The organism is Plantibacter sp. CFBP 8775 (assembly GCF_014839505.1).
GTDB classification, from domain to species: Bacteria; Actinomycetota; Actinomycetes; order Actinomycetales; family Microbacteriaceae; genus Plantibacter; species Plantibacter auratus.
In genome coordinates this window covers 856,162-877,503 of sequence record NZ_JACYNV010000001.1, presented here as the reverse complement: position 1 = coordinate 877,503, position 21,342 = coordinate 856,162, and the positions used below count along the sequence as shown (strand labels likewise).

Sequence of the window (21,342 nt, the reverse complement as noted above, 5' to 3'; positions counted from 1 at the left end):
CGGATCGGCGAGCGCGATGATGGAGGCAACCGGAGCGGCAATCCCACGCTCCCCGAGAGGTGGCACCACGATGACCGTTCCCCGCGTCCTGATCTCCGGAGCCAGCATCGCCGGCCCCGGCCTGGCGTTCTGGCTGAACCGCTACGGCTGGGAGACGACGGTCGTCGAGCGCGCGCCGGCGTTCCGCGACGGCGGCCAGAACATCGACGTCCGGGGCGCTGCTCGCGAGGTCCTGCGACGCGCAGGCCTCGAGGACGCGGCACGCGAGGCGACCACCGGTGAGCGCGGCACCCGGTTCGTCGGTGACGCCGGTGAGACGATCGCCGAGTTCCCGGTGTCGGACTCCGAGACCGACGGCGCGACCGCCGAGGTCGAGATCCTCCGTGGTGACCTGGCCCGAATCTTCATCGATGCGACGGACGGCACCACCACCTACCGGTACGGGGACCACATCACGGGACTCGACGACGACGGCGAACGGGTCCTCGTGTCCTTCGCACATGGCGAGGATGAGGCGTTCGACCTCGTGATCGCGGCGGACGGCATCCGATCGTCGACCCGTGAGCTGGCCTTCCCCGGCGAGGCGGTGACCCGGTCCCTCGGCCTGGAGATGACCTACCTCACCATCCCGCGCGACGACGCCGACGTGCCGTGGTGGCAGTGGTACTCGGGCGTCGGCGGCCGCAGCGTCACGCTCCGACCCGACCGGCACGGCACCACCCGGGCCGTCCTCACGGAGGTCACGTCCGACCGCGGCGACGGCGTCGTCCCCGCGCGCCGCGACCTCGACGCACAGCGACGGCATCTCAGGAACCGGTTCGTCGGGCTCCCCTGGCAGGCGAACCGGATCCTCGAGCACCTCGACGACAGCGATGACGTCTACTACGAGTCCATCGGCCAGGTCAGGACGCCCCGCTGGGCATCCGGGCGGGTCGCACTGCTCGGCGACGCGGCCTGGTGCGCGTCGCCCGTCAGCGGCATGGGGACGAGCCTGTCGATCGTCGGCGCCTACGTACTGGCCGGTGAGCTGGCCGCGCACGTGCACCACCGGGACGCCTTCCGCGGGTACGAACGCATCATGCGCCCCTACGTCGAGCAGGCCCAGTCGCTGCCGCCGGGTACGCCGCAGCTCGCCAATCCGACGTCGAAGGCCGGCGTCGCGGCCTTCCGCACCGCACTCCGTGTGGCCGGGTCGAAGCCGGCGAAGCTCGTCGGTGCGCAGTTGTTCTCCCCGCCGGCCGACAAGATCGACCTGCCCGAGTACGAGCACCTGGCATGACCGGCGAGCCCCGGCCGATTGCCTCGAGCGCACCGGCACTGTCCGGCCCGGTCGTCGCCGCGCAGGAATGGCGGGACCTGGCGTTCGTCCACTGGCGCGTCCCGGCGAGCGCCGTCGCGCCGCTGCTCCCGCCCGGGGTGGTCCCCGACGTCTTCGACGGCTCCACCTGGGTCGGACTCATCGCCTTCCAACTGGGCGACGCGAGAATCGGCCCACTGCCGCCGTCGCCCATCGGCGGTTCCTTCACCGAGGTGAACGTCCGGTTGTACGGGGTCGATGCCGAGGGGCGTCGTGGCGTCGTGTTCCGGTCGCTGGAGGCGTCGAGCCTGCCGGCGGTCCTCGCGGCTCGCGCGATGTTCGGCCTGCCCTACCAGTGGGCGCGGACCGCGCAACGGCCGACGGACGACGGCTGGGAGTACGCGTCGCGGCGGATCGCCACGTCGCCGACGACACGAGGTCCGGGCTTCCAGCTCGGCGTCGACGTCGACCGGGCGACGGCCGTCGACGACGAGTTGTCACAGTTCCTGACGGCGCGGTGGGGGCTCTTCCAGAGCCGCTTCGGTCGGACGCAGTGGTTGCCGAACGAACACGAACCCTGGGTCCTGCACCCGGCGCGCGTCACCTCGTTGCGCGACGAGCTCTGCGCGGCGGCGGGCCTCCCGGGTGTCGTCGAGCACGAGCCCGACTCGGTACTCTTCAGCCCCGGCGTGACCGCCCGATTCGGCATCGGCTCGTTCCTCGCCCGCTAGTGCCGGATCAGTCCGCTGCAGCGACCGCGGCGAGCACGGCGGGGTCCTCGCAGCCGCGCGCGAAGCCTCGGATGCGGCGGTCGATGTCGCGCTGCAGGACGATCGCACCGATGCGCTCGGCGATGGGCGCCAGCCACCGCGGCTTGCACGTGAAGTTGTAGCGCCAGACGGCGAGGGTGCGCTGGTCGTCGCCCTCCACCGGGCTGAAGCGCCAGCCGCCGGCGAGCCGCTCGAAGAACCATGAGCCCTTCGTCATCTTCATACCGACGTTGGTCGGCGGGTGGTACGAGACGTACTCGCTGACCATCCGGAACCCGAACCGCTGGACGGTGAAGGTGCGGACGCCCTTGGCGGCCTCCTTCGCGCCGTCGAGGAAGTACTGCCGCCGGATGAACGGATCCCAGCGCATCCGGGTCTCGCCGGTGGTCTGGGAGATCGCGAACGCAACGTCGGGCGGGACGGGCACGGTGCAGCGGGATTCGACGACGGGCATGCCCCATCCTGACACGGGTGCTTGACGAGTATCGCTTGTTCGTGTTCAATCAGTCACATGAGCCGATCGACCGCCGAGGACCAACGCGTCCGCACCATCGCGAGTGCGGTGGAGGTCTTTTCGATCGCCGGTTACCGCGCCACCCCCGTCGCGGACGTCGCTGCGGCGGCCAAGATCTCCCCCGCGTACGTCTTCCGTCTGTTCGACGGCAAACTCGGCCTCTTCGTCGCCGCGGTCGAGCACTGCTACGAGCAGGTCGCGAACGCGATGTCCGCAGCCGTCGAGGACCACCCGGAGTGGGGCCCGGACGACAAGCTCGACGCGATGACCCAGGCGTACATCGAGCTCATCCGAGACCGCAGTCTCATCGCCCTCCAGGTGCACGCGCAGAGCGCCTGCGACGTCCCCGAGATCCAGGAGGCGGTCCGTTCCGGGCTCGCACTCGTGGTGCGCGTCATGTCCCGTGACTCCGGGGCGGACGCCGGCGCGGTCCAGCGCAGTCTCGCCTACGGGCAGCTCTGCCATCTCGTCGTGCAGGCGGGCCTCAGTGACGTCGACGCCGACTGGGCGCGCGTCGTCGACCACGGCATCCGGCACGACTGATCGACTCCGAGCCACTAAACGCACCCGCTGCTTTTCGTACCCACAGTTGTGACTGTTCAGTCACACACAACCATCACGAGATCGGAACACGCCATGAACGCCACACCCTCCGCGACCACCACCCAGGTCGTCCTGCCAGCCCTCGTCGAGCCGTCCGGCCTCGAACTGGCCACCGTGCCGACGCCCATACCCGACGCCGGCCAGTTCTTGGTCGAGATGGAGGCGACCGGGGTCTCCTTCGCCGAGCAGTCGATGCGCAAGGGCCGGTACTTCGGCCAGCCGGCGTTCCCGTTCGTCCCGGGGTACGACCTCGTCGGACGGGTGCTCGAGGTGGGCGCCGGTGGCGACGCGACCCTCATCGGCGAACGGGTCGCGACCCTGACCAAGACGGGCGCCTGGGCGACCCACGCCGTCGTGGCCGCGCGCGACAGCATCCTCGTGCCGGACGGCGTCAGCTCCGAAGACGCCGAGACGGTCGTCGTGAACGGGGTCACCGCCTGGCAGATGCTGCATCGCGCTGCGCGGGTCCAGCCGGGCCAGACCATCCTGTTGTTCGGCGCGAACGGCGGTGTCGGCGGAATCCTCATCCAGCTGGCGCGGCTCCACGGCGTCCGCGTCATCGGTGCGGCGTCACCCCGGCATCACGAGGCACTCCGCGCGACGGGCGTCATCCCCGTCGACTACGCGGACCCCGAGCTCGCGACACGCGTTCGCGAGCTGGCGCCGGACGGGGTCGATGCCGTCTTCGACAACGTCGGCGGCGAGACGACCCGCACGGCCTTCGGGCTCCTCGCCCGCGGCGGCACGCTCGTGACCTACTCGATCATCTCAGCGGTCGGCGGCACGGGACCGCTCATGGCGCCGTTCCTGCTGGCGATCGGTCAGGCGCTGCTCTGGACGGCCCTCCCGAACGGCCGCAGCTCGACCTTCTACGACCTGTGGGCAGGCCACCGCTTCCGTCCCGCCCGCTTCCGCCGCCACCTGGAGGCCGACCTCGGCGAGGTCTTCCGACTCCTCGAGCACGGCGACATCACCGCCAACATCGCCGCCCGGTTCCCCCTCACCGAGATCGTCGCCGCCATGGAACTCGCCGAGTCGCGGACCCTCAACGGGAAGGTGGTCCTGCACCCCTGAGCCGGGCCGCAGGCTGAGGTGAGGCAACTGGTCGCCCGGAACGCTGGCAGGCGACCAGATGCCTCACCTCAGCGACGGAGCGCGGCGGGCAGCACCCGGTCGACGAGCTTGAGCAGCACGGCGAACACGATCGCGACGACGAGCACCATGAGCGCGTTCCGGACGGCGCCGTCGAAGCCGAGCTGCGTCGCATCGAGGAAGGGGTAGGGGTACCAGCCGGTGATGCCGCCACGGATGAAGGTGAAGACCACCCAGGCGAGCGGCCAGAGGAACGCCCAGGCGACGGTGCTCCAGGTGAACCGCGGACGCGGACCGAACACGAGCCAGGCACCGAGCGTGAGCCACGGCGAGAGGTAGTGGAACCCGATCGTGATGACGAGCGCCCACCCCGTGAGGTTCACCTGCGGCGCGAGCACCACGGCGTAGACGATGCCGGTGATGACGATGCTGAGCAGGGCGTCGAGCCGTGCCACCCGCCAGAGCCGGCCGTCACGCAGGGGGTCGATCGCCAGCAGGACGGACACCGCGAGCACGATGAGGTTGCTGAGGATCGTGAACGCACTGAAGATACGTGCGAAGCGGGTCGCGAGGCCGACGGACATGTCCACGCCACCCGAGCGGGCGTCGGCGCCGCCGGTGATGACGAGGACGATCTGGATGACGAGCGAGATCGCGATGATCACGGCGATCAGGAGGTAGACCACACGGCTGGCGGTGACGACGACCGCGGACGGCGCGACCTGCGTGGGATGGACGGTGGTGCTCACCCGCCAACCCTAGCCAGCCCGCCGCACCCCACCTCCCCCAAGCCCTGACGCATGCGCTTTCAGGCCAACAGCGGCAGTCGCCCGACGATCCGGTCCACCCGGTTGCGCGGCCCGACCAGGGCGACGGCCAGCGGGGCGAGGGCCTCCGACGCGGTCGCCGCCACCGCCTCGAGGTACTCGTCGTAGACCCGGGTGAGCTGGGCCGCCTCCGGCATGTCGACGACGAGCACACCGTCCGAGCCCGCCGCCTTGGTCCGGATCGCCGCCAGTTGCTCGGCCGGAGCGGTCAACACGCTGCACCCGGCCCACGGCAGTCCGGGATGAGCCGAGCCGTCGGCGTCGACGGCGTCCGGTCCGAGAAGTCCCTGCACCCGTGCTCCGATCGCCGCCGCGACGCAGGCCGCCGCATTCGCGGCTCGACCGGCCGGGAGGTCCTGCTGCACGACGACGACCCATTTCAGCCGGGCGGACCGCGTGGGCGCCGCCGTGTCGATCTCCTCCGGCGCGAAACCGACGAGCTGTTGTTCCTTCATCTCTCTCCCTGATGTCGTACGTGAATCGACCATCAGACTATGTCGAGCGGCACCACAGCGAATTCAACCCCGTACATCGTCCGGACGAACTGGCACAATCGACCGCATGGACGAACTTGATACGGCGATCCTGCGCGAACTGCAGCGCGACGCACGGCGCACCAACCGGGACATCGCTGCCGCGGTCGGCGTCTCGCCCACCACTGCGCTCGACCGGACCCGCAGCCTGTACCGCCGCGGCGTCATCCGCGGCGCGCGACTCGACGTCGATCTGCCGTCGCTCGGTCGCTCCGTCCAGGCGCTCATCGCGATCCGGATCCGACCGCCGTCGCGCGTCAACATCGACGCGTTCCGCAGCTGGGCGATCACCCTCCCGGAGACCATCGGCGTGTTCGTCGTCTCCGGGAACGAGGACTTCCTGCTCCAGGTCGCCGTCACCGACAACGACGCGCTCTACGCCTTCGTCATCGACAAGCTGACCGAACGCGAGGAGGTCGCCGACGTCCGGACGAGCGTCGTCTACGAGCACGTGCGACCGCACGTGGTGATGCCCGCGGAGACGAGGGACTGAGCGACTGTGGCGACAGATCAGCCGACGTGCTCGCCGAGGAACCCACGGACGTCGTCGATCTCGGCCTGGTCGATCCCGTGGGCGAGGCCCGGGTAGGTGCGCTCGGTGAGGGTCGTGTGCAGCGGCAACCACGCTGCGGCGCGCGCGACGGCCGGCGCGGCGATGACGCGGTCCTCGAGACCCCGTCCCCAGAACACCGCGGGTTTCGTCGCTGCCAGCATCTCGTCGCCGGGCTGCGGCGCACTCAGCACGAACCCGGCGAGGATGACCGGCGCCACGACCCGCTCGGGTCGCGTGCGCAGCAGCTGCGAGGCCATGAAGCCGCCCTGCGAGAAGCCGATGGGCACGATGCGAGCCTCGGCCGACACGTGCTCGTCGATCCAACCCCAGACGGCGTCCGTGGCACGGGCGATCGGCTCCGGGTCCGGGTTGCCCGGCGTCGTGATCTCGAACCAGGCCGCCCCGCCGTGACCCATCTCGAGCGGCGCGCGCAGCGACACCCAGGGCATCCCGAGCGCGAGCGGCCCGACGAGGCCGGTGAGGTCGTGCTCGTTCGAACCGTAGCCGTGGAGGAGCACCGCGACGACGGGAGCGGACGACGCGGCGTCGGCCCAGTCGACGGAGCGGACGTCGCGCAGTGCGGTGGTCATCGGGACAGCAGCTCCTCGGTCGACAGGTCGGGCAGGGCCACCGTCACGCGGGTCCCCCACGGGTCGGAGACGGTCACGGAACGACCGTCCGCGTCGAAGGGGATCGTGCGAGCGCGCAGCCTCGCGGCCAGCGTATCGAGGTTCGCGAGGTCGGGGACGGTGATCGACACGTCGCCGAGGCCGAGGGCGGCCGCGCGAGGTCCGGCGCCCTGGCTGTTCCAGACGTTCATCGCGATGTGGTGGTGGTACCCGCCGGCGGAGGCGAAGATCGCGCCGGGGTACTCGGTCTGCGTGGTCTCGAATCCGAGGGCGTCGACGTAGAAGGCTCGGGCGGTCTGGAGGTCGCCGACCTGGAGGTGCACGTGCCCGACGGCACCGGCCAGCGACGGCCCGGCGCCGAGGGCGTCCTCCGTGAGGTGCCGCTGCAGGTAGGCGTTCGGGTCGAGGTAGGTGGTGGTCATGGCGATCTGGTCGCCCGAGCGCACCCAGCTGCTGCGCGGGCGGTCCGTGTACAGCTCGACGCCGTTCCCCTCCGGGTCGGTGAAGTAGAACGCCTCGCTCACGAAGTGGTCGCTCGACCCGACGAACTGTCCACGGGGGTCCTGCGCGGCCCGATAGACCGTCGCTGAGAGACTCGACTCGTCCTCGAACAGGAACGCCGTGTGGAACAGGCCGGCCTGCCGCCGGTCGACGGCCGGCAGGTCGGGCGTGTGCACGAGCCGCACGAGCGGGGTGTCGCCACGACCGAGCACCCGGTGCACCTCGCGGTCGCGGCTGCGCTCCTCGAGCGGCTCCATCGCGAAGGCGTTGGCGTAGTAGCCGGACATGAGGTCGAGGTCACCGACGCGGAGCGTGACCGCGCCCATCGACGTCTCCGGGGCGAGCAGACGCTCGTCGAGCACAGCGGACATTCGGTCTCCGATCGGGTGATGGGGTCGGTACAGGCTACCCCGTTTACTTGTAGATGTAACCAATTCCGGGTCGTCGTATTCCGTGATCGGCCGACACGCCTGTCAAGCCCTTGTCTCGCGCGCGCGAGGGGTGTGGGCTGGAGGACCACAACGAGAAGAGTGCTCACATGACCGATGCCAGCAGCGCGGCCGACCGCAGACGGAGTCGCCGCGGACTTCCTCCCATGAAGACCCTCCTCACCGACCTCCGCGAAGACGTCGTCCGCCTCGTCACGGGCGAGATCGCCCTGTTCAAGGCGGAGATGACGAAGAAGGCCAAGGACCTCGGGGTCGGCGCGGGAATGCTCGTCGTCGCCCTCGTGCTCGTGCTCTTCGGCTTCGGGACGCTCATCGCGGCCGCCGTCCTCGGACTCGCCACCGTGCTCCCCGCCTGGCTCGCCGCCCTCATCGTCGGCGTCGTACTCATCCTCGTCGCCGGGATCCTGGCGCTCGTCGGCGTCAAGAAGCTCAAGGCCGGCGCCAAGCCCGTCCCCGAGCGCAGTGTCGAAGCCCTCACCGGCGACCACCTCGCAGAGCACCAGCAGCACGACTCGAAGCACGACACCAAGGAGGCCGCAGCATGAGCGACCAGGATCTCGCCCGCCCCACTCCCCCCGAGGGTGCCGGACTGAACACCCTGCAGCTCGAAGTCGAACAGACGCGTGAGCACCTCGCGCAGACGCTCGACCTCCTCTTCCAGAAGTTCGACGTCCGCACCGCCGTGGCGTACCACCTGCGCACCACTGCCATCGTCGTCGCCTCGGTCGCGGTCGTCGGTGCGGGCGTCCTGCTGTGGCGTGCAAACCGAGGGCACCGTGTCTGAGTCCGCCAAAGAGGACCGTCTCGATCGGAGCACGGCTGACGATCCGCGGAACCGCGATGCGGACCACGCGGAAGAGACGATGAACCCCCAGCGCGTCCCCGTCCCCTGGGGCTACGTCCTGAAGCGGACGCTGCACTCCTTCACCTCGAACCAGTGCACCGACCTCGCCGCGGGGCTCACCTACTTCGCGATCCTGTCGCTCTTCCCGGCCGTCCTGGCGCTCGTCTCGATCCTCGGCCTCTTCGGACAGAGCCGCAACGGCACCGACGCCCTCCTCGAGATCGTCGGCAACCTCGCACCGGGCGACAGCCTCGGCTTCCTGACCGACGCGGTGAACCAGTTCGTCGAGTCACCGGCGATCGGCTTCGCGCTCGTCGTCGGTATCGGCGGTGCCGTGTGGTCGGCATCCGGCTACGTCGGCGGCTTCGGACGCGCGCTCAACCGCATGTACGGGGTCGAGGAGGGGCGCAAGATCTGGTCCCTGCGTCCGACGCAGCTCGGCGTGACCCTCGTCGTCCTGCTCGTCATCTCGGTGATCGCCCTCGCGCTCATCGTGTCCGGGCCGGTCGCCCAGGCCATCGGACAGGCGGTCGGTCTCGGTGAGACGGGCCTCACGGTCTGGTCGATCGCGAAGTGGCCGGTCATGGCCGTCGCGCTCGTCTTCGTCATCGCCGTACTGTACTCCGCGACGCCGAACATCAAGCCGGAGAAGTTCCGTTGGATCAGCATCGGTGCGCTCGCCGCGCTCCTGATCCTGCTCATCGCCTCGCTCGGGTTCGGCTTCTACATCGCCAACTTCAGCAACTACGACGCCACCTACGGCTCGCTCGCCGGCATCATCATCTTCCTGCTGTGGATCTGGATCGCGAACCTCGCGCTGCTGTTCGGTGCCCAGCTCGACATCGAGATCCAGCGAGGCCGCCAGCTCGCCTCGGGTGTCGCCGCCGAGCAGGAGCTGCAGCTGCCCCTGCGCTCGGACGCCGCGATCAAGGCGCTCGCCGACCGCGACGCGAAGGACGCCCTCGAGGGCCGTCGCGTGCGACGCGCTGCAGACCGCACGGACTGACCCAAACAGCCCGCGAACTGTCAGAAGAAGCTAGTCGGATGGTGGTCTGACTAGCCGCAACTGACAGTTCGCGGGCTGCTGTGGGGTGGGACGGGGTTACGGCGTGGGCATACCGCCGTTGACGTTCAGGGTCTCACCGAGCACGTAGCTCGACTCCGCCGACGCGAGGAACACGTAGGCGGGCGCGAGCTCGGCCGGCTGTCCCATGCGGCCGAGCGGGGTGTCCTCGCCGAACTCCGCGATCTTGTCCTGCGGCTGTCCGTCGGAGACCTGGAGCGGCGTCCAGATCGGGCCGGGAGCGACCGCGTTGACACGGATGCCCTTGGGCGCGAGCTGCTGCGCCAGCGCCTTCGTGAAGGCGTTGATGGTCGCCTTGGTCGACGCGTAGTCCACGAGGATGTCCGACGGCGAGTACGCCTGGATCGACGTCGTGTTGATGATGGACGAACCGGCCGGGAGGTGCGGCAGGGCGGCCTTCGTGATCCAGAACATCGCGTAGACGTTGGTCTTGAAGGTGTCGTCGAACTGCTCGTCCGTCAGGGTGGTGAGGTCCTCGTTGAACTTCTGCTTGCCGCCGTTGTTCACGAGGATGTCGAGGCCGCCGAGGCCCTCGACCGCGCGCTCCACGAGGTCGCGGCAGTAGGCCGGGTCGCGGAGGTCGCCGGGCAGGGTGAGCACGGTCGCACCGGCGTCCTGCAGGATGCCGGCGATGCGCTGCGCGTCCTCCTCCTCCTCGGGAAGGTAGGACAGCGCGACGGACGCGCCCTCGCGGGCGAAGGCGATCGCGGTGGCCGCGCCGATGCCGGAGTCGCCACCGGTGATGAGCGCCTTGCGGCCGGTGAGCCTGCCGGAGCCGCGGTAGCTCTTCTCGCCGAGGTCGGCCTTCGGGTCGAGCTCGGCGTCCAGTCCGGGCTCGGGCTGGTGCTGCTTCTCGGCGGTGATGTGGGCGTAGAGCTTCGCCGGGTCGGTGAAGGTGTACTGGTCGTTGGCCATGGTGATGGTCCTCTCGTTCAGTGTTCGGTCGTGGTCGGACAGGTCGGAATGGTTCAGGTCAGATGCGGTCGGTCGCCGGGTCGGGCACCGAGGTCGATCGGCGTCCGTAGGAATTGACGGGTCGGCCGGTCGCGAGTCCGTCGAATCGGAAGATGCCGCCGCTGAGCGGTGCGTCCACCAGGTCCGCCTCGGTGAGGTTCTCGCGGGCCGTCCCGACGAAGAGCGTCGTGAGCTCGGGCCCACCGAAGGCCACCGAGGTGACGCCTGGGGCGGGCACGCTCAGCTCATCCTCGACGGTGCCGTCCGGGCTCCACCGGAGCACGCGACCACCGCCGTTGACGCCGTTCCAGAATCGACCGTCGGTGTCGAGCGCGAGGCCGTCGGAGTCGTAGCCGACGAGGAAGGGCTCCAGCGGCCCGAGTCGGCCGTCTTCTCCCGTGCTCGCCCGGTAGACCGTCTTCACGGTGGTGTCGGCCACGTACACGGTACGACCGTCGTCGGACCACTCGAAGCCGTTGGTGACGCCGAAGCCGCCGAGGAGCGTGCGGAGTCCGGTGTCGTCGAGCAGGTACAGGGCGGCATTCGGTTCGCCGGTGGTGACGTTCATGGAGCCGACGAGGAACCGGCCGAACGGGTCGACCTTCGCCTCGTTGCTGCGCAGACCGGCGTGGACGTGGTCGAGCTTCGCCAGGGTCTCGGCGATGAGCCCGTCGTCGTCGAGGGTGACGATGCGGTCACCGAGTGCGGCGATGTAGCCGCCCGCGGCACGCGGCTGCACGGCGCTCAGCGGCGGTGGGAGCTCGGTGACGCGGTCGTCACTGCCGTCCACGGCGCCATCCATCCGTCCGCGGTGGAGCGTGCCCGCGGTGATGTCGACCCAGACGACCTCGTCGGTGCGGGCGTCCCACCAGATGCTCTCGACGAGGATCGCGGGGGTGTCTCGGAAGACCTGTGGGTGAACATCCATTGCCTCCACGGTACGGACCCGGACGGGTGTCCCCGCGGGGCTTGCTTTCCCAGCATCCGGCCGGTACCCGCGTGCGTGGGCCCTTCGACACTTCGACAGGCTCAGTGCGGCGCAGCTCAGGGACCGGGAGCGCTCAATCCTGCTCGGTGAGCTCCTTGATCGTGAGGGCCGCGTTGATGAGCGCGAGGTGGCTCAGCGCCTGCGGCAGGTTGCCCCAGTGCGCGCCGTCGGCCGGGTCGATCATCTCGGCGAGGATCCCGACGTCGTTGGTCATGCCGACGAGCTCGTCCATGGCCGCGATCGCCTCGTCGTGACGACCGACGCAGGCGAGCGCGGAGGCCCGCCAGAACGCACAGGCGACGAAGGTGTACTCCTCCTGCTGCACGCCCGAGTACCGGTACATCAGCGCCCCCTCGCCGAGTTCGGCCGTCAGCGCGTCGATCGTCGAGGACATCCGGTCACCGCGGTCGAACCCGCTCATCGCGTGCAGCAGCACGGAGGCGTCGAGATCGTCGCTCCCGGGGAACATGACGTACGCCCCGCGCTCCTCGTTCCACCCGTGCTCATCGATCCACTCCCGGATGCGGGTCTGCTCGGTGCGCCAGCGGTCGGCACTGCCGGCGACCTGCCCGAGCTCCGCCAGGTGCACCGCGTCGCCGAGCGCCTGCCAGCAGCCCATCTTCGACGACACGTAGTGCTCCTCCTGGGGCAGCTCCCACATGCCGGCGTCGCGGTTCCGCCACAGGTCGCAGGTGCGGTCGGCGACCTCGGCGAGGAGACGGCCGGTCTCCACGTCGAGGACGTTGCCGGCGTCGACGTAGGTGCGGCAGATCGCGAAGAGGTCGCCGTAGACGCCGAGCTGCAGCTGCCCCTGGGCCGGGTTCCCGCTGACCACCGGACCGATGCCGCGCCAGCCGGCGACGTCGTGCTCGACGACCCCGTCGGGCACCCCGCCCTCGAGTCCGTAGAAGATGTGCAGCTCCGGCCCGTTCTCGCGGATGGTGCGCAGCAGCCACGACACGGCGGCGTGCGTCTCCTCGCGGAGACCGAAGCGGACGAGCGCGTGCGCGGTGTACGCGAGGTCGCGCACCCAGGCGAAGCGGTAGTCCCAGTTCTTGGCTCCGCGCGGGTTCTCCGGGAGCGAGGTGGTCGCCGCGGCCGCGATGGCGCCGGTGGGGCTGAAGATCAGGAGTTTGAGCGCGAGCGCACTCCGCTGCACCTGATCCGCCCATGGGCCTTCGTAGGAGAAGGCCCGGGACCAGGCGCGCCAGTTGTCGATCGTCCGATCGATGCCCACGTCGACGTTCGCCGGGACCGGCAGATGGATCGGCTCACCGTGGGTGGCGACGATGATCAGCAGGTGACGGGAGTTCTCGGTCGTCGTGAAGCGACCGGAGAGCTCCGTCGGCATGGCCCCGTCGACCTCGACCTCCTCCGGCCCGTACTCGTCGCCGACGACCGCGATCGTCGTCGCGCCGGAGCGGATGATGGGGCCGCGCGTGCTGTCCTCGATCCAAGGCGAAGCCGTCCCCAGCGCCGTCCCGGGCCGGACGCGCCAGGTGAACTCGACACTGCCCGACACCCCGTCGATCCGGCGCGCGAGTTCGGCCCAGGGCAGGCGACCCGCGATGCCCGTGACGAGTGCGTCCGTGATCGTCGCGCGCCCGTGCTCGGTCGTGAAGGTCGTGCGCAAGACGTTGGTGCCGGACACGTAGCGTCGCGTGACGGTGTACTCGCCGACCGGCTCGAGCTCGATGCACCCGCCGGAGTCGTCGTCGAGCAGCCGGGCGAACACCGGCATGGAGCCGAGGTCGGGGATCGGCAGCCAGTCGACCTGGCCACGGAGTCCGATGAGGGCGACGGTGCGGCCGTCCCCGATCGGTGCGTACGAACGGAGATCCTCGCCAGCTGCGGTCATGCGATTCACCCTACGAGCCGCACCTCCGAATCGCCGGGGCTGGCGGCCCCGCCACGCGGCTGCTAGCGCGGGACGCCGGGTGCCGGGCGGGCGTCAACCCCTGGAGGCGGATCGCTCGGATCGGCTTGGGTTGGAGCACCACAACCGCAGCATGCCGACATCCACAGCAGCACGGATCCACAGCAGCACAGGGAGGAACACCATGAACCAGCCCGCTCAGCAGCAGCAGCCGCCCGGGACCGAGGGAGCGCTCACGCCGCAGGCCGACCACGGCGAGACCGGCTACCGGGGTTCGGGCAAACTCGAGGGCAAGGTCGCCATCATCACCGGCGGCGACAGCGGTATCGGCAAGGCGGTCGCCATCGCCTACGCCCGCGAGGGGGCGGACGTCGTCGTCAGCTACCTCGACGAGGACGAGGACGCCGCCGACACGGTCCGCTGGGTCGAGGAGGCCGGCCGGACCGCCCTCAGCATCGGTGGGGACCTCACGAGCCCCGAGCACTGCCGTGAGATCGTCCGCACGACGGTCGAACGCTTCGGCAAGGTCGACATCCTCGTGAGCAACGCCGCGTACCAGATGACCCGGGAGAGCCTGGCCGAGATCCCGGACGAGGAATGGGACCACACGCTCGCCACGAACCTGAGCGCGTTCTTCCACCTGAGCAAGGCGGCCGTCCCGCACATGGCTCCGGGCTCCTCGATCATCGCGACGAGCTCGGTGCAGGCCGACTCGCCGTCGCCGCAGCTCATGCCCTACGCCATGACCAAGGCGGGGCTCGCGAGCATGACCGCTTCGCTCGCCCAGATGCTCGGCGGCGACGGGATCCGCGTGAACGCGGTCGCCCCCGGCCCGATCTGGACGCCTCTGATCCCGTCGACGATGCCGCCCGAGACGGTCGAGTCGTTCGGAACGGACACCCCGCTCGGGCGTCCGGGCCAGCCTGCCGAGGTCGCTCCGCCCTACGTGCTGCTCGCCTCGGACGAGGGGAGCTACATCTCGGGCGCCGTCATCGCGGTGACCGGCGGCAAGCCGATCCTCTGAGGACCGCGCGCCGGGCGCCGCTCAGGCGTCGGGCGACCGCTCCGAGCGTTCGATCTCGGCGTGGATGCGGCGCAGCGCGAACAGCAGGTTCTCGCCGCCCGCATCCTCCGCCGGGTCGTCGTCGTCCGGCTCCCGACCCGCCGCCCCGTTCGCGCCCGCGTGCGCCGAGCGCGCCGCCCGTCGCAGCGTCGTCAGCGCCTGGTCGGAGGCACGCAGCGCCTCGGAGAGCCGCTCGTCGTCGATCGCGGCCTCGACGAGGTCGGCCGAGGCGTCGATCGCATCGGCGAGCGCGCTCCGGACGCCCTCGTCGAGGTCGACCGGCACCGGGATCCCCCAGAGCGCCGCACGCAGGGCGTCACCGATCTCCACGACCACCGGCGCGATCCGTTCGAGGGCGGCGAGCGCCCCCTCATCCCCGCGGAAGTCGTGCCGGTTCCACCGCGTGCGCGGATTGGCCCGGCGGCTCTCCGCGGCGTCCTTCATCAGCCCGCGGGCTGCGTCGACGTCGTGCCGGATGGCGAGCAGCGAGCTGTCCCAGGACGGCGGGTCGTCCGGGGTCGGTGCCGACTCGGATCGGAGGGTGTCCGACATGCTCCGGAGCGCACCGACCATCCGCGACCTCGCGGCCGAGATCCCCGCTGCCGACTCGCGGACGAACAACGGCGGCATGATGAGCAGGTTCACGAGGAGCCCGACGAGCACGCCGAGGGCCATCTGCACGAGGTAGCCGACCGAGAAGTCGTTGGCGTTCGCTCCGCCGATGATGATGACGAACAGCGCCGCGATGGGGACGTAGTCACGGCCCTGTCCGAGCCCCGGCAGGCCGGCGAGCAGCGTGCCGAGCCCCACCGACAGCGAGACGGACACCCAGCCGGGCGCGGGCGAGATGATGAGCAGCCACGCGAGTCCGATGCCGAGGCCCAGACCGATGAGGGTCTGCAGGCTCGAGCGCACCGAGTCCATGAGCGTCGGCGTGAGGCTCACGAGGGCGCCGAGCGGGGCGTAGTAGGAGAAGTCGCCGAGCTCGCCCGGGAGCAGGCTGCCGAGGAACCAGGCCGCGGTGGCCGCGATGGCCACCTTCAGCGCGAGCATGAGGCGCCACGGGCGCAGCGCGGGCATGATCCACGCGCCGACCCGTTGCTTCGGTGTGCGGATGCTCCCCGTCGGGGTCTCGCGCCCGGTCACCTCATCACCGCTCATCACAGCCGCCATGCTGGTCTGGCCCTGTCGAAGCGTCAACCCCCACGCGCCGATCAGCTCGGCGGCCTAGCGTTGGTCTGGTCATCTCCGATGGCGACAACCAGGAAGGAAGCGAACATGACGAACGCATCTGCATCATCCTCACGTCCCGACGCGGAAGAGATCCCCGACGGTTCGGGCTCCGACGGTTCCGAGCCGAACGACGGCGAGGACACGGCGTCGGGTGGCGGCGCCGACGACGAGTAGTCGTCGCCGGCCCTTGGTCGTCGACGAACGACCGGGCGGCGCTGCCGACGACGCGTGGTCGTCGGGCGCCGCCCAGGGTCACCGCCTGCAGGTCAACGACTGCGGGTCGCCGTCCGGTTCTCCGCGCTGATCATCCACGCGAACTGCTCCAGCTGCTGGATGATCGCGTGGAGGATGTCCGCGCTCGTCGGGTCCTCATCGTCGACGTCGTCGTGGACCCGACGCATCGTGCCGACGACCGCCTCGAGTCGGACGGTGATCAGGTCGATCGTCTCCGAGGTGTCGATCTCGCCCTGCGGGTATTCGGGCAGTGTCGTGGTCTCGGCGACGATGTCGCTGCGGCCGTCCGGCACGGCGTGCAGGGCACGCATGCGCTCCGCGACGGTGTCGCTGAACTCGCGCGCGGCGTCGATGATCTCGTCGAGCTGCAGGTGCGTGTCGCGGAAGTTGCGTCCGATGACGTTCCAGTGCGCCTGCTTGCCCTGGATCGACAGCTCGATGAGGTCGACGAGGACGGCCTGCATGTTGGCGTCGAGTTCCTTCGACGCGACGAAGCCCTTCTCGGCGTTCTGCCGACGGGTGGGCTTCGGCCCGGATCCTCCGGGAGCCGATCGGGTCGTGCTCTCGGTCTTGCTGGTCTTCTCTGCTGTTGCCATGGTTGGCACCTCCTGCACGGCAGGTTACGCACCGTACCTGTCGATCCCGGGGCCCTTGACATCGACGCCGAAGCGTCCCATTCGCGCCCGCGCGGCCGCCAGCTGGGTTTTCGGAGCCGGGAGTCTTAAGGTGAAGCAACACACAGCGCAGAGCGATACCGCATGACGCACGACGAGGAGAGCACGGCCCGCCATGGGAAAACTGATCTACGGTTCTGAGGTCTCGATCACCTTCGAGGACCGGCTGCTTGCGCACCTGCAGTTCGTGATCGGTGCGAAGCTCCGCCGGAACGAGGCCTTCTACTTCGGTTGGAAGGACGACCCGCGCGCCGGCGACGGGCGCAGCGTCATCTGGATCCACCCCTCGGTGCCATTGCGTTTCAAGTACTCGGGCAGTGTCCCGATCGACCTCAACCGCGCGTGGATCGACGCGCTGAACGTCACGGCGAACTCCGCCCACGGCCTCTCGGTCATCGCGGAGCCCGCTCCGAGCCGGACAGGACAAGTCGCATGAGCCGCATGGAGATCGTCTACCAGGGACTTCCGTACTCGATCGCCGTCGAGGATCCGGACGAGTTCCGCGCCGAGGTGCTCGACAGCATCTCCACCGGACAGTTCCGGTGGCTGCAGGTCGACCGCGGTGAGGGTCAGCTGGAGCCCATCACCATCTTGATCGGCCCCGGGATCGGCATCGCGATGGGCACACCGGACGGTCCTTCCCAGGACACCCCTTCCTCGGCACTCCCCCAGGGACAGGACCCCGACCTGCTGTCCTGACCGCCTCGCCAGCGGAAGCTGGCATAGCGCAGCCGACACCTGGAAATCAACAGTTCAGAGCGACGATTTCAAGTTTCCTACACTTGTTCGGCGGACATTGAAGTGGGTCTCCAGGCTGGCCGCTCGACACCGGCGCATCTCGCCGTGTCGATCGTCGGAGGCCCGGAGAAGGGCACAGCACATGGGCGCGATCGTATACGGCACGGGCGAGAACCGGTTCCACCTCGAAGACCGGATGCTGGCTCACGTCAAGACCATCACCCTCATGAAGCTCCGCCGGAACGAGTCGTTCTCGGTGACCCTGCGCGACACCTCGACGGAACGCGGCCGCGTCACGCTCTGGCTGCACCCGTCGATCCCGCTGCAGTTCAGCTTCGACTCGGACGAGACGTTCGAGATGGACCGGCCACTGCTCGAGGACCTCATGCACGGCGCCAACGGCGGCGAGGTCACCGTCCGCGCTGACGCGGACGAACTGGCGTAGTCATCGGGACCGCTCACGGGTGCCGCACGAAACAGGAGGGACTTCGTGCGGCCCCGTGAGGGTTCCGGCGGCCGACAGCTCAGGCGGCGATCGTGAAGCGGACCGCGTGCAGCGCATCGGCCCGTGAGGAGCCGCCCACCCGCAGCTCGAACTCGCCCGCTTCGACGACCCGTCGTCCCCTCGCGTCGACGATGGAGCAGTCGGCGACGGGCAGCTCGATCGTGACCGTCGCCGTGTCGCCCGGTTGGATCGCGACCTGACGGAACGTCTTCAGCTCCTGGTCGGCCCAGCTGACCGAGGTGACGAGGTCGCTGACGTACACCTGTACGGTCTCGAGGACGGGGCGCGAACCGCTGTTGTGCACCTCGACCTCGGCGCGCACGGTGGCGTCACGTCCGTAAACGGCCTGGTCGAGGCGCGGCTCTCCGTACTCGACGCTCGAGTAGGACAGCCCGTCGCCGAACGCGAACGCAGGCTCCTGGGTGAGGTCGGCGTAGCGGTCGCCGTGCTGTCCACGGATCTGGTTGTAGTACGTCGGCTGCTGGCCGGCGTGCCGCGCGAAGGAGATCGGCAGGCGACCGGTCGGATCGATGAGACCGAGCAGGAGTTCGGCGATCGCGCGGCCACCCTGCATGCCGGGGCTCGCCGCCCACACGATCGCGTCGGCGTGCAGCGCGGACGGCGGCAGCACGAGCGGCTTCGAAGCGAGCAGGACCACGACGAGCGGCTTGCCGGTGGCGGCCAGGGCGTCGAGCAGTGCCACCTGTCCGCCGATGAGCTCGAGCGTCGCGGTGGAGCGACCCTCCCCCACGAGTTCGATGCGGTCGCCCACGACGGCGACGACCACGTCGGCGTCCTCGGCCAGCGCGACGGCTTCCGCGATGAGCGCCTCGTCAGGTCGCGCGGGCGTGACGAGCGGCGGACGCGGCTGACCGTCGGGGAAGGTCGCCCCCGCGGGATCGGGTGAGAGCGTGAGGATGTCCGCTCCGAACGCGGTCGTGACCGTGCTCCCGGCGGGTGCGACCGCACGCAGGCCGTCGACCACGGTGGTGATCATCTCGCGCGGCTGGCCGTCGGGCAACCAACCGGCCTGGCCGGAGTTGCCCGCCCAGTCGCCGAGCTGCATCTGTGCGTCGTCCGCGAGCGGACCCACGACGGCGATGCGCTGCGGCCCGGCCTCGGACGTCGCGATCGCCCTGCCTGCCTCGTCCGCCCGGTAGCCGCCGGCGAGCGGCAGCACGCCCTCGTTGCGGAGCAGGACGAGCGAGCGACGCGCGGTCTCGAGGTTGAGCTCGGTGTGCTCTGGCGAACCGATCACCGCGAGCTGCTCCGCGGCGTCCGGGTGCCGCGGACGCTCGAACAGGCCGAGCGCGAACTTCAGGGTGAGGATGCGACGGACCGCGCGGTCGAGGTCGGCCTCCTCGAGCAGCCCGCGCTCGAGCGCCTCCAGGGCACCTTCGAAGAAGCCGGGCGTGGTCATCACCATGTCGTTGCCGGCGCGGATCGCGGCAGCCGAGGCGTGCACGTAGTCCGGGCTGACCTGCTGTTCCCACACCATGCGGCCCACGTTGTCCCAGTCGGTGATGAGCGTCCCCTCGTACCCCCACTCGCCACGGAGGACGTCGTTGAGCAGCCACTCGTTGACCGTGATCGGCACCCCGTCGATCGACTGGTAGCCGAGCATGAAGCTGGCGCAGCCCTCGCGGGCGACCCGCTCGAACGGCGGGAGGAACCATGACCGCAGTTTGCGCGGGGAGATGTCGGCTTCGCTCGCGTCGCGCCCGCCCTGCGTCTCGGAGTAGCCGGCGAAGTGCTTGGCCGTCGCCAGGATGGCGGTCGGGTCGGACAGGCCGTCGCCCTGGTAGCCGCGCACCATCGCGGACGCGAGCTCGCCGATGAGGAACGGGTCCTCACCGAAGGTCTCGCCGACGCGCCCCCAGCGGAGGTCACGGGCGATGCAGAGCACCGGCGAGAACGTCCAGTGGACACCCGTCGCGGCGACCTCGACGGCCGTGGCCCTGGCGACCCGCTCGAGCAGCTCGGCGTCCCAGCTCGCGGCCATGGCCAGTTGCGTCGGGAAGATCGTCGCGCCGAGGTGGAAGGAGTGACCGTGGATGCAGTCCTCCCCCACGATCAGCGGGATCCGCAGTCGCGTCCGCCCGACGAGTTCATGCGCGACCGCGAGACGCTCCGGTGACGCGTGCAGGATCGAGCCGACGTGTGTCTCGAGGACGTGCGCCTCGATGTCGTCGCGCGCGTCGAGCTGCATCATCTGCCCGACCTTCTCGCGGACGGTCATCCGCTCGACGAGGTCGTCGACGCGGGCTGCAATGGGCAGCGTGGCGTCGAGGTAGCGGGCGTCCTCGAGGTGAGGGGCGGTGTCGGTCTTCATCGTTCGGTGGCTCCAGCGCGTTCGGTGTGGGTCGTGTCGGTGATCGTGGACGGGCCGGTCGTCTCAGTGCGGACGGCGGTGACGCTCGCCCCGGGCTTGATGCCGCGCTTGCGCAGGGCCCTGGCGCGTTCACCCGCCGAGCGGAGTCTCGGGTTCACGTACTCGTCGATCCCGAAGTTGATGAGCGACAGCGCGACGCCGAGCAGGGCGATGCAGACACCGGCGGGCACGTACCACCACCAGAAGTCGGGGAACGCGCCGTTCTGCTGCGCCCAGAACAGGATGGTGCCCCAGTTGAGGTTCGTGATGGGGATGACGCCGATGAACGCGAGCGTGGTGAGCCCGAGCACTGCAGCGGTCACCGTGCCGACGAAGCTCGAGGCGATGATGGCGGTCAGGTTCGGCAGCATCTCGACGGTGATGATCCGGAAGAGGGACTCCCCGTTCGCCTTCGCCGCCTGGATGAAGTCACGGTTCCGCAGCGACATCGTCTGCGCGCGGAGCACCCGGCCGCCCCACGCCCACCCGGTGAGCGCCAGGACACCGGCGATGAGGAACAGGCTCGGGTTGTCGTACTGGGACGCCACGATGATCATGAGCGGGAGCCCCGGGATGACGAGGAAGACGTTCGTCAGCGCGGACAGCGACTCGCTCGTGAACCCCGAGACGTACCCGGCGGTGACCCCGATCGCGACGGCGATGATCGTCGCGAAGATCCCGGCGAGGAAGCCGACGAGGAGCACGCCCCTGGTGCCGTAGATCAGCTGGCTCAGGACGTCCTCACCCATGTGCGTCGTGCCGAGCAGGTGCGCGGCCGACGGAGCCTGGCGCAGCGCGGTGAAGTCCTTCTCGAGCGGGCCGTACGGCGCGATGAGGTCGCCGAAGACCGCGACGAGGACGAAGAACCCGAGGATGCAGAGCCCCGCGATCGACTTGCCGTTCCGGAACATCGCGAACGACGACGCGAACCGGGCGGCGAACGAGCGACCAGCGGGCGTCGGCTTGGGCGCCTCGGCGGTGGCGAGGGCCTCGGTGGTGGGGATGGTCAT

Annotated in this window: 25 protein-coding genes; 13 read left to right on the top strand and 12 right to left on the bottom strand. The window is 69.9% G+C overall.

Going from position 1 to position 21,342, the window contains the following annotated elements; translation table 11 throughout:
* The first annotated feature begins 70 nt into the window (after positions 1–70).
* On the top strand, positions 71–1,279 hold the full coding sequence (locus IFR14_RS04235) for an FAD-dependent monooxygenase (RefSeq protein ID WP_191940346.1): 1,209 nt from the start codon (positions 71–73) through the stop codon (positions 1,277–1,279).
* Complete coding sequence (locus IFR14_RS04230; protein WP_191940345.1) at positions 1,276–2,028, top strand: YqjF family protein; 753 nt, start codon at positions 1,276–1,278, stop codon at positions 2,026–2,028. The genes IFR14_RS04235 and IFR14_RS04230 overlap by 4 nt, the downstream gene beginning before the upstream one ends.
* Before the next feature lie 7 nt (positions 2,029–2,035).
* On the opposite strand, the gene IFR14_RS04225 is transcribed toward IFR14_RS04230, so the two are convergent.
* The gene (locus tag IFR14_RS04225; RefSeq protein WP_085512028.1) at positions 2,036–2,521 is read right to left on the bottom strand and encodes an SRPBCC family protein; all 486 of its coding nucleotides are present in this window, start codon (positions 2,519–2,521) and stop codon (positions 2,036–2,038) included.
* A 57-nt stretch (positions 2,522–2,578) separates the two neighbouring features.
* Here IFR14_RS04225 and IFR14_RS04220 point away from each other — a divergent pair, with 57 nt between their 5' ends.
* Positions 2,579–3,124 carry a TetR/AcrR family transcriptional regulator gene (locus IFR14_RS04220; protein WP_191940344.1) on the top strand — a complete coding sequence of 182 codons (546 nt, stop codon included), beginning with the start codon at positions 2,579–2,581 and terminating at the stop codon, positions 3,122–3,124.
* Between the two features lie 93 nt (positions 3,125–3,217).
* Positions 3,218–4,258 (top strand): medium chain dehydrogenase/reductase family protein, encoded by a 1,041-nt coding sequence (locus tag IFR14_RS04215; protein ID WP_191940343.1) that lies wholly within the window; start codon positions 3,218–3,220, stop codon positions 4,256–4,258.
* Between the two features lie 68 nt (positions 4,259–4,326).
* Here the strand turns inward: IFR14_RS04215 and IFR14_RS04210 are convergent, their stop codons facing one another.
* A complete protein-coding gene (locus IFR14_RS04210; RefSeq protein ID WP_191940342.1) occupies positions 4,327–5,025 on the bottom strand; it encodes a Pr6Pr family membrane protein in 699 nt (232 codons plus the stop codon).
* Between the two features lie 59 nt (positions 5,026–5,084).
* A complete protein-coding gene (locus tag IFR14_RS04205; RefSeq protein WP_191940341.1) occupies positions 5,085–5,558 on the bottom strand; it encodes a DUF2000 domain-containing protein in 474 nt (157 codons plus the stop codon).
* 106 nt (positions 5,559–5,664) lie between these two features.
* On the opposite strand from IFR14_RS04205, the gene IFR14_RS04200 reads away from it, so the two are divergent.
* Complete coding sequence (locus IFR14_RS04200; RefSeq protein ID WP_191940340.1) at positions 5,665–6,129, top strand: Lrp/AsnC family transcriptional regulator; 465 nt, start codon at positions 5,665–5,667, stop codon at positions 6,127–6,129.
* Positions 6,130–6,146: 17 nt separating this feature from the next.
* Here IFR14_RS04200 and IFR14_RS04195 read toward each other — a convergent pair whose 3' ends face one another.
* Both IFR14_RS04195 and IFR14_RS04190 read right to left on the bottom strand, forming a co-directional pair.
* Positions 6,147–6,779, bottom strand: coding sequence for an alpha/beta hydrolase (locus IFR14_RS04195; protein WP_191940339.1), 633 nt, complete (start codon positions 6,777–6,779; stop codon positions 6,147–6,149).
* On the bottom strand, positions 6,776–7,690 hold the full coding sequence (locus IFR14_RS04190) for a VOC family protein (RefSeq protein WP_079704870.1): 915 nt from the start codon (positions 7,688–7,690) through the stop codon (positions 6,776–6,778). Before IFR14_RS04190 ends, IFR14_RS04195 begins: the two co-directional genes overlap by 4 nt.
* A 167-nt stretch (positions 7,691–7,857) precedes the next feature.
* Between IFR14_RS04190 and IFR14_RS04185 the strand changes: the two genes are divergently transcribed.
* The 3 genes from IFR14_RS04185 to IFR14_RS04175 all read left to right on the top strand — a co-directional run bounded on the left by IFR14_RS04185 (position 7,858) and on the right by IFR14_RS04175 (position 9,618).
* Positions 7,858–8,313 (top strand): phage holin family protein, encoded by a 456-nt coding sequence (locus IFR14_RS04185; protein ID WP_064297085.1) that lies wholly within the window; start codon positions 7,858–7,860, stop codon positions 8,311–8,313.
* Positions 8,310–8,552 carry a DUF3618 domain-containing protein gene (locus IFR14_RS04180; RefSeq protein ID WP_191940338.1) on the top strand — a complete coding sequence of 81 codons (243 nt, stop codon included), beginning with the start codon at positions 8,310–8,312 and terminating at the stop codon, positions 8,550–8,552. The genes IFR14_RS04185 and IFR14_RS04180 overlap by 4 nt, the downstream gene beginning before the upstream one ends.
* Positions 8,553–8,631: 79 nt before the next feature.
* The gene (locus IFR14_RS04175; RefSeq protein ID WP_191940337.1) at positions 8,632–9,618 is read left to right on the top strand and encodes a YihY/virulence factor BrkB family protein; all 987 of its coding nucleotides are present in this window, start codon (positions 8,632–8,634) and stop codon (positions 9,616–9,618) included.
* A 96-nt stretch (positions 9,619–9,714) separates the two neighbouring features.
* Here IFR14_RS04175 and IFR14_RS04170 read toward each other — a convergent pair whose 3' ends face one another.
* The 3 genes from IFR14_RS04170 to IFR14_RS04160 all read right to left on the bottom strand — a co-directional run bounded on the left by IFR14_RS04170 (position 9,715) and on the right by IFR14_RS04160 (position 13,496).
* A complete protein-coding gene (locus IFR14_RS04170) occupies positions 9,715–10,611 on the bottom strand; it encodes an SDR family oxidoreductase (RefSeq protein ID WP_137242476.1) in 897 nt (298 codons plus the stop codon).
* Between the two features lie 58 nt (positions 10,612–10,669).
* On the bottom strand, positions 10,670–11,578 hold the full coding sequence (locus IFR14_RS04165; protein ID WP_191940336.1) for an SMP-30/gluconolactonase/LRE family protein: 909 nt from the start codon (positions 11,576–11,578) through the stop codon (positions 10,670–10,672).
* Between the two features lie 133 nt (positions 11,579–11,711).
* Positions 11,712–13,496, bottom strand: coding sequence for a glycoside hydrolase family 15 protein (locus IFR14_RS04160; protein ID WP_191940335.1), 1,785 nt, complete (start codon positions 13,494–13,496; stop codon positions 11,712–11,714).
* A gap of 202 nt (positions 13,497–13,698) precedes the next feature.
* Between IFR14_RS04160 and IFR14_RS04155 the strand changes: the two genes are divergently transcribed.
* Positions 13,699–14,538 carry an SDR family oxidoreductase gene (locus IFR14_RS04155; RefSeq protein WP_086472959.1) on the top strand — a complete coding sequence of 280 codons (840 nt, stop codon included), beginning with the start codon at positions 13,699–13,701 and terminating at the stop codon, positions 14,536–14,538.
* Between the two features lie 21 nt (positions 14,539–14,559).
* Here the strand turns inward: IFR14_RS04155 and IFR14_RS04150 are convergent, their stop codons facing one another.
* Complete coding sequence (locus tag IFR14_RS04150) at positions 14,560–15,738, bottom strand: FUSC family protein (protein WP_191940334.1); 1,179 nt, start codon at positions 15,736–15,738, stop codon at positions 14,560–14,562.
* Positions 15,739–15,855: 117 nt separating this feature from the next.
* Between IFR14_RS04150 and IFR14_RS21135 the strand changes: the two genes are divergently transcribed.
* A complete protein-coding gene (locus IFR14_RS21135; protein ID WP_255377977.1) occupies positions 15,856–15,984 on the top strand; it encodes a hypothetical protein in 129 nt (42 codons plus the stop codon).
* Between the two features lie 92 nt (positions 15,985–16,076).
* Here IFR14_RS21135 and IFR14_RS04145 read toward each other — a convergent pair whose 3' ends face one another.
* Positions 16,077–16,640 (bottom strand): Dps family protein, encoded by a 564-nt coding sequence (locus IFR14_RS04145; protein WP_086472957.1) that lies wholly within the window; start codon positions 16,638–16,640, stop codon positions 16,077–16,079.
* Between the two features lie 193 nt (positions 16,641–16,833).
* Here IFR14_RS04145 and IFR14_RS04140 point away from each other — a divergent pair, with 193 nt between their 5' ends.
* The 3 genes from IFR14_RS04140 (at position 16,834) to IFR14_RS04130 (ending at position 17,901) form a co-directional block, all read left to right on the top strand.
* Complete coding sequence (locus IFR14_RS04140; RefSeq protein ID WP_064297077.1) at positions 16,834–17,154, top strand: DUF7882 family protein; 321 nt, start codon at positions 16,834–16,836, stop codon at positions 17,152–17,154.
* Positions 17,151–17,417 carry a hypothetical protein gene (locus IFR14_RS04135; RefSeq protein ID WP_191940333.1) on the top strand — a complete coding sequence of 89 codons (267 nt, stop codon included), beginning with the start codon at positions 17,151–17,153 and terminating at the stop codon, positions 17,415–17,417. Before IFR14_RS04140 ends, IFR14_RS04135 begins: the two co-directional genes overlap by 4 nt.
* A gap of 181 nt (positions 17,418–17,598) precedes the next feature.
* Positions 17,599–17,901, top strand: coding sequence for a DUF7882 family protein (locus IFR14_RS04130; RefSeq protein WP_085512050.1), 303 nt, complete (start codon positions 17,599–17,601; stop codon positions 17,899–17,901).
* 79 nt (positions 17,902–17,980) lie between these two features.
* Here the strand turns inward: IFR14_RS04130 and IFR14_RS04125 are convergent, their stop codons facing one another.
* Positions 17,981–20,293: an exo-beta-d-1,3/1,6-glucosidase gene (locus tag IFR14_RS04125; protein WP_191940332.1), complete on the bottom strand. Its 2,313-nt coding sequence runs from the start codon at positions 20,291–20,293 to the stop codon at positions 17,981–17,983.
* Positions 20,290–21,342, bottom strand: coding sequence for an ABC transporter permease (locus tag IFR14_RS04120; protein ID WP_079704857.1), 1,053 nt, complete (start codon positions 21,340–21,342; stop codon positions 20,290–20,292). Before IFR14_RS04120 ends, IFR14_RS04125 begins: the two co-directional genes overlap by 4 nt.